Source organism: Butyrivibrio sp. VCD2006 (assembly GCF_000423925.1).
Lineage (GTDB): Bacteria > Bacillota > Clostridia > Lachnospirales > Lachnospiraceae > Butyrivibrio.
Window position 1 is genome coordinate 47284 of record NZ_KE384105.1, and the last position, 13413, is coordinate 60696.

The following is a 13413-nucleotide window of genomic DNA, read 5'->3' on the forward strand; positions in this document are numbered from 1 at the left end:
AAAGCATCTATCTTAGCAAGCAGCCAAGGAATATGTTCCTACAGCAACTCCTACTGTTGTAATTGTAGTAACGGGTGTTGTTCCACCTGCAACTGCATCGAGCTGAGACTTGTCAAGCTTTCCTTCCTGACTGAGTGTCTCAGCATAAGCCTTCAAATCATCAACTGTACCTTCGATACCAAATTCAGCGATGAAATCCTCAAGAGACTTGCCGGCCTTAGTCATCTCAGCAATCTTTTTCTTCATAGCGTCATCACCAGCAGCCTTGTCGTAAAAATCTTTAATTGTCATAAAAAATACCTCCTTTAAATTGGTAAGTACATATGCAACTCTTTTTATATACTAGCACAATCATCGATTTTTGCTGTCTAAATCAACTATTTTTTATAATTTTTTTATATTATCTTAAGTTCACATTTAGCAACGCCAAGCATTAAATTATTTAATCCGTGATGCTATACTTATCTCATGAATACTATGCGTTTATCCCTGATAAATTTGAAAGAAGAATGCCGTAATATCATGAGTAAAGAGGCCGCTCTTGATGAAGCACTTTTTATTGCTTCCGGGATACCGGACGCTGATTCCGGCTTTGAGAATCTCTCATTTATGAGCGGAGCTCTGGGACGCGCTGTCTTCTTAAGCGCTGCAGAGGTATTTGAAGAGAATTTGGAAAAGCGCTTCGAATACAAGGCATATCGCGATAAAGCCTATGCATGTATTTCAGAAGAGTTGTCAGTTCTCCCCTTGCAGGAAACGGGCAATATCACTATGGACATTTCCCTTGCCTGCGGACTTTCAGGGATAATTCATTCCCTTCTTTTGATACATAAAATCACAGGTCAGTTAAACACTTCCCTTTTTAACCAGGCTATGAACCTTATTCCTTACTACTCTCCAGCGAAGGAAGCTTCTCCTGACTTTTATTTGGGACTGTCCGGATATATTTATGCTTTGTGTGAACTTTTGGATTTCTATGATGATGAAGCCCTAAGCGACGCTTCCATCTATGAGACTGTCCTTGGGAAAATAGAAGAAGCCATGGATTTTTTGTTGTCCTGTAAGACACTACCTTTTCAGACAGCATGGGAAGTTAATCCGGAAACGGTATTATTATGGGATACAATAAAATGCCAAAAGCCCATAAGCGGGCTCGGTCATGGGATGCTTGGAATAGCTGTTGCCCTTATAAAGGGCAGTGAAAGGCTAAAGAAATCAGCTATCCCCGTATCGAAAGAAAAAATGCCTGAATACATTAAGGCTTTTCATGATGCACTTAAGTTTGAATATCATACCTATAACTCTGATCTTCATGATTGGCCTGATCTTCGCCCCAAAGCTACAGATGTAACATCACTCCACGGTATCTGCTCAGGCGCTGCAGGCATTGGGCTCGGGCTTTTATGCCTTGAGAGCGATATTTTAGCAGATGAAAGAAATTCTATACTCTCTCTTGTACATGAATCATGTCTTATGTCTCTTCTTAGAGCAGAGGATCATCTTTGCTGTGGCAAATCGGCTATCTGTGAATATCTTCTTACGAGATATAACAGCAAGAAGGATTTCTCCGACTACGAAGCTGCAGGATGTCTTCTTGACCTTATGAAAAATGAGCGCACCAAAAGAAGTGCAGCTAATTACATGCTAAATCCTGCTATCCCAAAGACAGATACATCTCTTTTCTTTGGTTCTTCAGGAATAGGCTATGAATTCCTTCGCTTTTATGCACCTGACAGGATACCCTCTGTTTTCTTTTAGGGTCCGGATCTTATTTGAAATCCATTTTCAGGTTCTACCTCTTTCCGTATTTCGCAGCCAATTCAGAATAAAAACGCTTAAATATAGAAGATTTTTTAAGAGTATTGCTCATACAGACTGCTCTCCGTTACTTCTTCATCCCCAATCTGTTACTTACTATACTTCATGATACTACTTATTGTTAGTTATTGCTAACTTTTCTCAAAAATTTATTATTTCATTTTCTCTTACAAGATCATACATAAAGCTCTTTTCCCCAAGCGTTCTTGTACCCACATGTTTCATGCCAATATGCTCATACTTTTCTTTCTTAAGCTTGGCATCAGTTGATACTATGACCGGTAAGCCAGCCTCATCAGCCACTTCGAATGCAGTCTCAACCAGCGGACGCATAAATCCCTTACCCTGATATTCCTTTTTTACGGCAAGCAGTTCTATCTGTACAAACTGTTTCTTTTATCCCTATATGTCTTTTCAAGACTTGCTCTTCCAGCCTGGAACTTCTTCACAATGTCGCTGAAGTTCCTAAAGCCAAGAGCTCTTGCCATCCTCCAGACCATTTTAAACATTGCAATTCCGGGATATGGATGTGTAGTATCCGTCAGAATAATAATGCCTGCCCTTTATGTTCTTACCGGAGAATCCTTCATCAGAATACTCGCCTGCAATTTCAATATCCTGGTATTCAGCATACTTTCTAATTTTCTCTTTCTGAGCTTCCAGAGAGTATCCATCAACCTGAATAGCTGTGGATACTCTTGTATATATGTAACACTTAGTTTTCTTTGTCTTTGTCATAAATTGTCATCTCCCTCCATTTTTCCGTTGACAACTGTAACAAACCTATTTAAGATAAGGATTAAGAAATGGGTTTTTCACCGGGTAGGGCTTCGGCCTGACAGGACTTGCTCGTTTCTTTTTTTATTTCCATAACATCATATAGATATTTCTTCCCACTGCCTGCATGTCTTATCAATAGTCTGGCGTGAAAAATATTGTATCCAGTGATTTCATCATCTTCACCATAGATTGGTAATCCAAAACGAGTATCATACCTATACCATCCATTCTTAGCATCACGGCCATGCTTTTTCTTCCTGTTTTCTTCGAACACCCCATTCGTAGCTATTTCAATCATTTCCGGTATTCCCTGTGCAGCATTTGCCTTAGCTTTAGCAACCGCACCTTTCAGCTTCTTGGTATAAACAGATCCGGCATATTCCCCTGGAAGAGTTGTCCCAATATATATGATTTCTCCATCCTCTGCTATTGAGTAAAACTCTCCCACATAATCTTTAAGATACTGTTCGACATCTTCCCAGTTCAGGCTTCGCTTACCCTTAAAGATAATGTCATTTATCATGACAATGCTGTTTCCATCTGCATCCTTAATTACAGATACATTTCTTGATTTGTTTCCTTTTTCCATATTGCTCCTCACTTCTTTTAACCCCCTCGAATTCGAGGGGGTTAGGATCATTCAGATTATAAACAGGTCGATTTCGACCTGTTTAAACATACTGATTCCAAGACAATTATTCCTTCTCATCATCCTTTTTCAGCAGTTTTTCCATCCTTATGTAATACTCCAAAAGCCTCACAACATAATCAGGTGCATGCCTCATATCACGCTCCCACTCAGTAACAGTCCTGTAAGGAATATTAAAATACTCGCAGAATTCCTTGCGGTTCATACCAGTACTTTCGCGTAGTTCTTTTATTTTTTTCGCTTTATCATCCATGAGATGCCCCTTTCTCAATTACACGTTGTGTATAAGTTTACCATAAATAATTCTTGTACACAACGTGTAATTCATTGTTGTCAGGCAACACTTACTACATAAGAATAGCCAAGTACAACATCAGGATCATTTGTGAAAGAATCTGATTCTGCCCCATCCGTGCAGAACTCGTAATCTATCATATACAAGACCATGTTTTCCTTCTCCAACCTCTTAAGCAACCCTGGACCGTACTTCACCATCAGTCTTGCAGTAACATCTAAGGGTGCATTTAGTGTCATTTTGGTTTCATTTCGTTTCATTTTGTGACGCTTTACAATATGCCAAAAGAAAAAGCAACCCGGAATTTTAACCAAGGTTGCTTAAATCGCTAGCGCATTCTTTTTACACTTGTAATGATATCAGTGCAATATTGGCATGTAAAGTAACAATCCGCTAATATTCCACTAATATTTTGGTACACCATACATTTTCTTTAATAATCAGCCAAAACCGATATATTATCATACTTGCCTATTACTCACCGTCCCCGGTCTCTACCCTCTTTATATCATCTGACTGATCTACAGTAAGGTCAAAGTCATTAAACATTTCGTTTTCAGGAAGCACCATGGAAAAGCCGTCAGTATAATCCCACTTTGCTTCTGTGCTGTCGAATTTTAGATTCAGCATATGTCCGCCATATTTTCTGTCATCCGAAACAAAATGGAAATGCCATCCAACAGCATTGAGCCTGTCCATATATACCGGGCAATATAATCCAACAACTGTCCCTTTTATATCAGTGTAATCAAAGAAGGTCTGATCTGTTTCAAGCACCTTTGCAAGAGGCTCATAAGGTTTTGTCTGAGCAAGTTCACTGCGAACATTCATTTCTTTAAATGTGCCGTCTATTCTGACCATGTAGAAGCGGTTGCTGCCAAATTCATTTACCTTCTGATCAAGAGCTCCTTTCAGAGCATCAATGTCCTGAACATCTGTAAGTGTTTGACTTTTATCATTATCAAAAAAGTCACATCACAAAAGGGAATGGTCTCCGTATCCGGTACTGCTTCAACGCTTCCATCTCCGGCTGCTCTGTATATCACACCGGTCTAACATTACAAGCTCACCATTAAGGCCATCAAAGGTGCCTATTCCAGTATCACCCAGAGCTTTCACTTCTTTTGCTGACAGACTTCCATTGTAATCACCAAATGTCAGCCCCTGTAAAAGAGATACCTGATTTATCGACTCTCTGTTATTAGTTTCAGATGCATCTTTTCCGCAGCCAGTTAAAGCTGCAGTCATTAAAGTGCCAATAAGTAACATACTTATAAGACTCATTCTTTTTTTTCATAAAGCCTTGCTCCTGTATCCTTTTCACATCTACATAATCACGATTTCGCCACCTTCATGAATGCCGTGCTTATCACACTATAGATCAGATATGTGATGAGTGTTCCAAAACATACATCAGTCAAAAAATGATTGGTCATATGAATGCGGTTATATCCATAGACTATTACAAATATGCAAGCGATCACAAAAGCTACTATGTTCTTTCTTTCGCTCCTGTTTTTAAATACATCAGTCAGCATCGGAAGCGCAAACATCATACTGGCTATAGTCATGTTTCCACTAGGCCAGCTCTTGAAGCTGTCATCACTTCCTGCCAGATTAGGTATCATCTGCCACCAATTCCTGAATTCACTCATGGGATCATCAAGAGTTATCAGGTATTTGTATCTGGGTCTTGAACCGACCTGCTTAAGCCATAGATTTACATTATCAGCTGCAGTACCGGCTACAATGATGGCAGCTCCTACCGCAATAAGCTTATCCGGATCTGCATCGTTAAGGAGCCTTACTACTACAAAAGGCACCCATCCATAAAGCACCGCCCAGAACAGCCAGCTTAGAATCGAAAGAAACGGTGAGCTTTCACCTGCTGTATAGTTAAAAAGAGCTCTTACAGTTTTTCCGTTGTAACTGTTTGAATAATATACAGCCATAAACCAGCACAAAATAACAAGCACCCATGCCAGCATGTTATATTTCTCACCTTTTTTCTTTAGTCCCACAAAAAAACATGCTCCGGCAGCCGGATACAGACAGTAAGAAAAGTAGGAACCGTATGTTGCAAAAAAAGCTCCAATATCAGTTTTATTGGCAAGTGCCACATTGATGTTAAAATCCCATACCGAACCAATAATTATACCAAGAATACAGACAATAACTACGCTCCAAAAGAATTTCATTGGCATTGTCATAATCTTTTTCTCTTCCATAGCCCTGATCCTTTCTGCTCATACGCTAATCTTTCAGATTTCACATTTTTCTATTCTATCGATGACTCTTCATTAAAATCCTGCTTATGCCGATTAAGCTCAGCTCTTGTTTCTTCAGCAAAAGAATATTGAATCATGTATTTACCATTAAAAGCATGGGTTACTCCCGGATCACCCTCCAGAAACCTGTAATAATCACAGTCCACCTTAGAAATATCAATTCCTACACCCACACGGTCTTTATGTCGTATAATGTCCTCTATACCAACTGAGGCAAACGTATCCCTCAGATCCTTAACATATTTTCTTATTCTTGCCTTGGTCTGTTGATTAGCCGGTTCATCCGGCCAGAGGCAACCAATCATTGTATCATTAGAGCACATAGCTCCATGTCGATCCACCAGACAGGCAAGAAGTTCCTTACTCTTGGAATAAGAAAAGTCTACCGGAACTCCGTTATGGAAGACCTCAAAAGTACCAAAACATCTGATTCTAACCTTTCCCCCTGGCTTTCCCTCTTCCTTATTCTCCTGTTCAAATCTCAGCACTGACAGTTGATGCTCCACTGCGCCTTCGGTTATAGGTTTAAGCAAGTACCCGCTTGCGTCCAGTTCAAAAGCTTCTATGGCATATTCCTTATGTCCTGTGATAATGACAATGTTAAGCTTTGGGTAAATCTGCCTAAGCCTTCGTCCCAGGTCAAGGCCATTAACCTCCCCCGGCATTTCAACATCAAGAAATGCTACATCAACTTGTCGGTCTTTTATCTGTCTAAGTGCCTCTTCAGGACTTGTGGCACCTATATGTGTTCCTTTCGGATCAAGTTTTCGCAATATCGAAAGCAATAGTTTGACCGTCAGTTCGCGGTCATCTACAGTGAGCGTGTACATTTACTTCCTCCCCTTTTGTGGAATCATTATTACCACCTTTGTTCCCTGACTATCTGAACTGATTGACAAGCTCCCATCACATAGTGTCTGAAGGCGTTTCTTTGTATTACTGATACCAATTCCTTTTTTCTGCTTCTGAGCATCAGTCAGGTCCACATGTTCAGGTCCATTATCAGTAATAACAATCTGAATATAATCACCCAACATATCCGTAGACATAAACACTTTTCCAGTACCATCGCGATGCACAAGTGCTCCATGCTTTACCGCATTTTCTACCAAGGTTTGAACACATAATGGTGGTACGGAAAAATCCCTGACATTAAGCTCATAATCAAAAGAAAAACTCTGTGACGGATCGGCATGCTCCAATGCTACGTACTGATGAATATGTCGCATCTCTTCGTCAAAGGGTATCAAGCCCTCACAGGAAAGCGCATCAATATTGCCCCTAAGATACCCTGCCAGATTATCAATGCTTTCTTCTGCAGCCTCCGGATCTGTACGACATAATGTTTTGATGGAAGACAACGTATTAAAAACAAAATGAGGCTGCATCTGAATTGCCATCTGAGCCGCCCTGGATAACTCAAGCTTTCTCTCTTCCTCTTCAAGCCGCTCCTGCGTATCTATAAGGTTCATATAGTAGATCAGATTAAGTGAAACAGACCATGCAACAGAGTATAAATGCAGTTTAGGGAGAAAAAGAGATATGCAGAAAGCAAATATCATTGGAATTACCATGCATGCTATCTGCCTTACCGGAATATCACATCCATGAGGAATTGTTAGATTACTATTCTCATCGCAAAATATACTTACTGCTATTATCGCAACAGAAAAATATATAAAAATTCGCGACATTGCGTCACATACAATCTCAACCTGCTTCGCATCGGCAAAAAATATACATAGGTTCCCTATCAGATTGATAAATAAGACATAGTAATGGACCGCCATGGCATAAAGGATATATTCGACAAAGTGGGATTCACAGCCTTTGACCAAACAATGATATCTCAGATTACAGAGGTTCTAAGGATTGAACCGGCTGGTTTTGATTATCAATTTGATATATATCCGGATGGGACCATGGGGAAAATCTTTTCTATTGAAATTATGCTAAAGGAGCGTTCTGAAAAATCTATCAGAAAATCTTTTGAAAAGGGAGCTGCCTTGCAAATACTTGATCTGATGAGAAAATATGGATTGGCCGAAGAAAAAAGCCGGTTGCTTGGTGAATTTACCTTTGAAAGGTCAGTTCCTGTTGAACTTAAGGATGGCTCTTTAGCACCTTTCCATTTGGGCTTTCGCCCGAAGTGGTTTAAGATACGCTGGGATAATACTAAGCTTGTCCCGGCAAAGTGTTATTTCCTTCTTCAGGCAGCATTTGAAGAAACCTTTTTCTGAATAAAACTTTCTGTTCGTTTCTGTACATTCTCCTGAAGATTTACAAAGAAAAGGAAATTATCATAAAGATGAAGGCTTCCATCAGGGAAAATATCAAGAACTTTAGGATACTGACTGGTATCAATACCCGTTACTACAAGTGAACCTCTTACCGGGTCAATATATGCACCGTACTTTCCCGCTTCCACGGAAAGAATCGCACCCGTCTTGCTATCCTGAGTAACAGTTCCTTTATTAAGCTTTTTAGAAGCCACTGTACTATCCGTTCTCCAGTTAAGAGGATTGATTGATATTGCCTTTGTTCCTGCAGGTATAACCATAGAATCTGTAACAGTTCCATCCTCACAGTCAAAACTTATTACAACACCGGTATCAGTCTCTTCCTTTGCAGGAACTATCTGCGGATACTTCGCTATCATATCTTCCGTCATGCTCCATCCTATTGCATATACAGCAATCAGATTTTCTCTAAGATTTATAGCTCTTTCTTCACTTCCGCCATAGTATTCTTCAAGGAGCCTGTAGCACATATCTGCCCCCTGTGAGAAGCCTGCAAGAATAAGCGGTCTGCCGTTATTCTTATGTTCTATGTAATACTTAAACGCCGCTGATACGTCCATATATGCATTCTTCATTGCCTGCTCTTTTGCCGCAGAATCTTCCATGGCATAAACATTAATGGAAGCCTGCCTATAGTACGGAGCATATATCCTTGCTGTCTTTGCATAAATGGCCTGTTGCTGATTCATGGCATTTCTGAATTTTGTTTTGTATTTTGGTGTAATAGCCGAATTGCTCTCACTGCTGGTATCTACTGTTGGCGCAACAATAAAGACATCCACGGAATTCTCCAGATAAGCACCATCATACAGCCAGTTATCAGAAAGCGAGTAATCCAAAGGACTTGTGAAAGGCAGAACTTTTACTGCCTTAGCAGTAATTTTCGAAGGAAATGCTACCGCCATTATCAAAAGAATAGTCAACATTATTCTTAATCCCTTATTTCCCATTTGATTGCTCCTTTCTGATTACCATTTTTTAACAATAGATACAGTATCATTTTACCATTTTGCGTTTATTTCTTTTGTTAAAAATGTATAAATACCGTGATGTACAAAACAAAAACACACATTGGATACATTTTTCCAATGTGTGTCTGTGTTTTATATCATATTAAAATGCTTCAGTGCCTCAGTAATAGCCTTCTCCTTTTCCAGAGTTGTTCCTGGTTACCTCTTGAAACCATCAGTATCCATGCCCTCTAACGATATTTCTACCTTAACTTTCTTACTGGGTATCTCGCCCTTGGAAAGCAAGACGACCGTCTCGAGGCTTCTTTGATAGTCCCAACCAGAATCAGAAAGATCCACTTCCTGTGTCTCGGCCCCATTGTAGTATACCGGGAACCGAAATTTGATACTCTTCAAGAAGCGACCATCCTCCTGTTCCTCTTCAAAGATTTCAACACGCTCTACAAAAGAGTTAATAAAGCGCTTCTTTTCTGCATCTGTGAATTCACCGTATATTTTATCAAAGCTCTTAAGGATGCGATAGATAGAGTCTTTGGAAAGCTGCCTCTTGTTTATGTTTTCGATTCTCAGGGAGATGGTATCAATCTCATCTTCTATTGCACCAATTTCCTCATATAGCTTATTCATGCGCTCCTGCATATCATCATATTTTCTGTCATAGAACCTGTCACTAACATCAAGAGCGTCCATCTGCTCAGCCAGTTTATTCTTAGCACCGATTGTCTGTCGAAGTCTGGTCAGACAGATTTCTCTTTCTTTTTCCAACTCTTCTGTATCTGTTTTTGCTCCCACTTTAGTTTTGAGAGCATCTTGAAACTTTGGGTTATTGACGAGCTTATATATAACCTCTTCTACGGCAGCATTTACTTTATCCTGCCCCCATTGATGATGGTAGCTACAGTTATGACCATCGACTTTAAGCCTATGCTTACATGCATAATAGAAGAAATCCTTATAGTATGTGCCGTCAACTTTCTTTTTACGATTAACATTAGAATACATAGCGCCATGACAAACAGGGCACCGTAATATTCCCGATAAAATATGTTCATGCTCAAGGCTATGCGTCTTTTCTCTTTTTACTCCAGTTTCTTTACGTTTTTGAGCTGCAAGTCTGAAGTCATCCTCTGAAATAATAGCCTCATGAATTCCATCATATAAATCATATTCGTCTTGTTTTACAACATGATATTCATTTCGCGTTCCTTGAATTTTCTCATTAGAGCGCCTGCCATAAGGCATCTTTCCCATATAAATAGGATTATCAAGCACCCCCTTTATGAAAGAACTTGCAAATGCATCAAGTGTATTATTCTGACGCTTTTTCTTCTTATATCCATGCGTGTTTAGGTAATCTGCCACACCATTGACACCCATATTGGTATGAATATACTTGTCAAAAATAATACGAATGATTTCAGCTTCATCTTCTGCAATTATGAGTTCCCCGTTAACAAGCGTATATCCGTAGGGAGCAAAACCACCATTCCAGCGACCTTCTCTTGCTTTCTGCCTTCGTCCTTCCATTGTTTGAACAAGAATATTTTCTCGCTCAATTTCAGCGACAGCCGATAGAACTGAAATCATAAGCTTTCCTGCTTCCTTAGAACTATCTATTCCATCTTCTACACAGATCAGATTAACACCATAATCCTGCATTAGCTGTAATGAACTGAGAACATCAGCTGCATTTCTTCCAAATCTTGACAACTTAAAAACGAGAACGTAGCTTATTCCATCCGCACCACTTGCGATTTCTTCAAGCATCCTTGAGAACTCCGGTCTACCATTTATATTCTTGCCGGAGTGGCCTGCATCAGAAAACTCTTTTACAACTTCCATATCCTGATATTCAGCATATTTGGTTAGCTTATCTCGTTGGGCGTCCAAGCTATAACCGTCAACCTGAATTGCTGTAGAAACACGGGTGTAGATATAGCATTTTGTTTGTTTCTTCATTTAGAACATCCTCCTATGGAAGTTGCAATAATCCATTTTGCAATAATTTCTTTATCATCGGTTTATACTTATCTATTCCAAAATCTTCTACAATACTTGTGATACGACCACCTGCATCTTTTGACGATGCACCGCACAGAAATACACGTTCATCTTTTGTTCCGTAATCAAGAACAATAAATCTGTCATGAAAAATTCCACCGGTGTGCTGCATGGTGAGTTTAATATTAGGGTATTCTTTGCAGAAATCCGTATACTCAACATTGTGAAGTTTACCACTCCCTATATTATCGCTGAATATTCTAATATCAGTTCCTGCAGGCGCATTTTTCAGTAACACCAGCGTTCTAAGACCTATATAGTTATCGACTAAGTATATTGACTTTTTCGCTTGGCTGTATATGGAAGAATAAGCAACAGCGGCACTGCAATACTTAGTATTAAACATAAGCCATCCATTATCTTCATTATTAACAAAACCATTCATCATATCTGCCAATTCTGATTTAGTAACTACCTCCCCCAGCTGTTCCATTACATCGGACATCTGCCTTTCAACGGATCCTATATCCATACGCAAGTTTGAAATCTCTGAAGTGTTTTCCATAGTCTGTATCGAAATCTGCATAACCTCGCGCTGACCGATAAGGCTCTGATTTCCAAGAATATAATCTTTCATTTTCTTAAAAGTTTTAACTAAGTCCTTACTCTGTTTTGCCGCAAGCTCTCCCTTCAGAATAGTCATTAGCATATAAACGCCCTGTTCCGTAAAAACATTAGGAAGGTATCTTGAGCCGCCCCAACTTGAGGTCAAATTTTTTGACCTCAAGTCCTTCCATTCATCTCGAGTCAATTTGAAAGTAAACTCATTATCAAAGCGATCTTGATTATTTTTCACCTGCTGATTCAAAGCTTTTGTAGTATATCCGTATATTTCTGCCAAATCTGAATCAAGCATCACCTTTACGCCACGTACCTCATATAGTTTTTCTTTCAAAAGTTCTTCCGTGATTTCTACTGGAACTATTTCAGTATTCTCAACCGCTTTCTTATTTTTACCGTCCATATTTTCCTTTCCAAATCTTGAGGTCAAATTTTTTGACCTCAAGATTCTATGTCTTAACCTTAATATTTAAAGTGTTCACTTCTGAACACTTTTTGAAGTCCCTGCAATTTTCTGCAGTTCTTTATAATATGCCAGATAGCGATAGGCTGTTCTTCTGCTGACATCCCCCTCTGCCACAATCTCCATAAGAGTCATGCCACTCTCATACTTCAATACGAAATCATTGTATGCTGCCATCCAAGCTTCATCATGTTTTTTGCGACCACCGAAGTTACGCTTTCGAAGCTTTTCATTTTCCGCCTTAAGCTCGGCAACCTCTTTTTCTAATTCTTTTATTCTCTTAAGGGCTTCATCAAGAGTTGTAATCTTCATCTTGTGCCACCTCGCTTTCTGACACCATTGTAATTCTGCACTGTGCCACTGTCAACTTGCTTTTTGGCACATACTCTTTTCTGATTTCATCCCTGAGTCTTGATTGTGATAACATTGCCTATAATAATCTTTGAGTCGGTTACCAATTTTTTCGTATGAATAAACAATTGTGACCGGCGTATTGCCAATATATACGCAATAGTCATAGTCTATATCATCCATAGCAAACTTACCGGCATACTTTTCAATTAGCTCAGCAAGTACATCGATGCATCTTTCAAAAGCTACATTACAAGATGGATTTTCAAAGTAATTCCTTCCCATATTCTCCTTCCTTTCATCCTATTTTTTCGCTTTTCACAAATTGGCAAGCAGTGCATCGGTGTACACCTGATGCGATTTTGCTTGTTGGGGAGTGTGCCCCAATCCCCCTGATTGCCGATTTTCATCGACAAGCTACGCCTGCAAAGCAGGCTAAAAACGAAGTCAATAAATGTCCAAATATTTGTTAAAAGTCTTTTCCACCTTCTTCAAAACTCGTTCATGATTCTCCTTCATATCTGAAATTGTTTTGCCATCTACAGTGCCACATGAATTGGCAACTTTTGCAATCTGGTTGATATTGTTGCTGTCAATTTTTAGAAGTTTGATGATTTCTAATAACTCACTGAAGTCTATGTGAATGTAATATCCATCGATTGCCATCTTCCTAATATAGGCGCTCATGTTTTTGACTCCTATCTTCTCCATCCTGTCATGAATCATCTGCAATTCATTTTCAGGAATCTTGATATGAATCTGTTTGTTACATGGAACGTATCCCTGATTTAACAACATTTGCTTTTCACCTCCTCTCGTTATCGTTGTTCATGGACTAATTATCCAAGATTTAGAAGCCCTACTCCGTATATCCAA

The 13413-nt window shown here is 39.4% G+C and carries 17 protein-coding genes and 2 pseudogenes; 2 read left to right on the forward strand and 17 right to left on the reverse strand.

Annotated elements, in window-relative coordinates:
• Nucleotides 1–12: 12 nt before the first annotated feature.
• Nucleotides 13–291 carry a hypothetical protein gene (locus tag G586_RS0117190; RefSeq protein ID WP_026528694.1) on the reverse strand — a complete coding sequence of 93 codons (279 nt, stop codon included), beginning with the start codon at nucleotides 289–291 and terminating at the stop codon, nucleotides 13–15.
• Between the two features lie 231 nt (nucleotides 292–522).
• Between G586_RS0117190 and G586_RS0117195 the strand changes: the two genes are divergently transcribed.
• Nucleotides 523–1758, forward strand: a complete 1236-nt coding sequence (locus tag G586_RS0117195) for a lanthionine synthetase LanC family protein (RefSeq protein WP_026528695.1) — start codon at nucleotides 523–525, stop codon at nucleotides 1756–1758.
• A gap of 201 nt (nucleotides 1759–1959) precedes the next feature.
• On the opposite strand, the gene G586_RS23630 is transcribed toward G586_RS0117195, so the two are convergent.
• The 10 genes and pseudogenes from G586_RS23630 to G586_RS0117245 form a co-directional block, all read right to left on the reverse strand.
• Complete coding sequence (locus tag G586_RS23630; protein WP_155834254.1) at nucleotides 1960–2196, reverse strand: GNAT family N-acetyltransferase; 237 nt, start codon at nucleotides 2194–2196, stop codon at nucleotides 1960–1962.
• The gene (locus G586_RS27255) at nucleotides 2193–2318 is read right to left on the reverse strand and encodes a hypothetical protein (RefSeq protein WP_255346265.1); all 126 of its coding nucleotides are present in this window, start codon (nucleotides 2316–2318) and stop codon (nucleotides 2193–2195) included. Before G586_RS27255 ends, G586_RS23630 begins: the two co-directional genes overlap by 4 nt.
• A 55-nt stretch (nucleotides 2319–2373) precedes the next feature.
• Nucleotides 2374–2556 (reverse strand): annotated as a pseudogene (locus G586_RS0117210) (recombinase family protein); the annotation flags it as partial.
• Nucleotides 2557–2617: 61 nt separating this feature from the next.
• Nucleotides 2618–3187 carry a hypothetical protein gene (locus tag G586_RS0117215; protein ID WP_035773491.1) on the reverse strand — a complete coding sequence of 190 codons (570 nt, stop codon included), beginning with the start codon at nucleotides 3185–3187 and terminating at the stop codon, nucleotides 2618–2620.
• Between the two features lie 106 nt (nucleotides 3188–3293).
• The gene (locus G586_RS0117220; RefSeq protein ID WP_026528699.1) at nucleotides 3294–3500 is read right to left on the reverse strand and encodes a helix-turn-helix domain-containing protein; all 207 of its coding nucleotides are present in this window, start codon (nucleotides 3498–3500) and stop codon (nucleotides 3294–3296) included.
• A gap of 80 nt (nucleotides 3501–3580) precedes the next feature.
• Nucleotides 3581–3802 (reverse strand): hypothetical protein, encoded by a 222-nt coding sequence (locus tag G586_RS0117225; protein ID WP_155834256.1) that lies wholly within the window; start codon nucleotides 3800–3802, stop codon nucleotides 3581–3583.
• A 214-nt stretch (nucleotides 3803–4016) separates the two neighbouring features.
• Nucleotides 4017–4826: pseudogene (locus G586_RS27110) on the reverse strand (acetolactate decarboxylase).
• A gap of 50 nt (nucleotides 4827–4876) precedes the next feature.
• The gene (locus G586_RS0117235; RefSeq protein WP_026528701.1) at nucleotides 4877–5770 is read right to left on the reverse strand and encodes a phosphatase PAP2 family protein; all 894 of its coding nucleotides are present in this window, start codon (nucleotides 5768–5770) and stop codon (nucleotides 4877–4879) included.
• Nucleotides 5771–5820: 50 nt separating this feature from the next.
• On the reverse strand, nucleotides 5821–6660 hold the full coding sequence (locus tag G586_RS0117240) for a response regulator (RefSeq protein WP_026511605.1): 840 nt from the start codon (nucleotides 6658–6660) through the stop codon (nucleotides 5821–5823).
• The gene (locus G586_RS0117245) at nucleotides 6661–7524 is read right to left on the reverse strand and encodes a sensor histidine kinase (RefSeq protein ID WP_026528702.1); all 864 of its coding nucleotides are present in this window, start codon (nucleotides 7522–7524) and stop codon (nucleotides 6661–6663) included.
• A 147-nt stretch (nucleotides 7525–7671) separates the two neighbouring features.
• Here G586_RS0117245 and G586_RS0117250 point away from each other — a divergent pair, with 147 nt between their 5' ends.
• Complete coding sequence (locus G586_RS0117250) at nucleotides 7672–8070, forward strand: hypothetical protein (protein WP_155834258.1); 399 nt, start codon at nucleotides 7672–7674, stop codon at nucleotides 8068–8070.
• Here the strand turns inward: G586_RS0117250 and G586_RS23640 are convergent.
• From G586_RS23640 to G586_RS0117280, 6 genes are all read right to left on the reverse strand, one after another.
• Nucleotides 8040–9080: a DUF3089 domain-containing protein gene (locus G586_RS23640; RefSeq protein ID WP_051204879.1), complete on the reverse strand. Its 1041-nt coding sequence runs from the start codon at nucleotides 9078–9080 to the stop codon at nucleotides 8040–8042. The two genes, G586_RS0117250 and G586_RS23640, sit on opposite strands and share 31 nt — an antisense overlap.
• 219 nt (nucleotides 9081–9299) lie before the next feature.
• A complete protein-coding gene (locus G586_RS23645; RefSeq protein ID WP_081674444.1) occupies nucleotides 9300–11060 on the reverse strand; it encodes a recombinase family protein in 1761 nt (586 codons plus the stop codon).
• Nucleotides 11061–11073: 13 nt separating this feature from the next.
• The gene (locus G586_RS0117265) at nucleotides 11074–12126 is read right to left on the reverse strand and encodes an ORF6N domain-containing protein (protein WP_035773523.1); all 1053 of its coding nucleotides are present in this window, start codon (nucleotides 12124–12126) and stop codon (nucleotides 11074–11076) included.
• A gap of 75 nt (nucleotides 12127–12201) precedes the next feature.
• Nucleotides 12202–12498 carry a hypothetical protein gene (locus G586_RS0117270; protein ID WP_022755229.1) on the reverse strand — a complete coding sequence of 99 codons (297 nt, stop codon included), beginning with the start codon at nucleotides 12496–12498 and terminating at the stop codon, nucleotides 12202–12204.
• Nucleotides 12499–12549: 51 nt separating this feature from the next.
• Nucleotides 12550–12822, reverse strand: coding sequence for a hypothetical protein (locus tag G586_RS0117275; protein ID WP_022755230.1), 273 nt, complete (start codon nucleotides 12820–12822; stop codon nucleotides 12550–12552).
• Nucleotides 12823–12984: 162 nt separating this feature from the next.
• Nucleotides 12985–13335: a plasmid mobilization protein gene (locus G586_RS0117280; RefSeq protein ID WP_026528705.1), complete on the reverse strand. Its 351-nt coding sequence runs from the start codon at nucleotides 13333–13335 to the stop codon at nucleotides 12985–12987.
• Nucleotides 13336–13413: the final 78 nt, after the last annotated feature.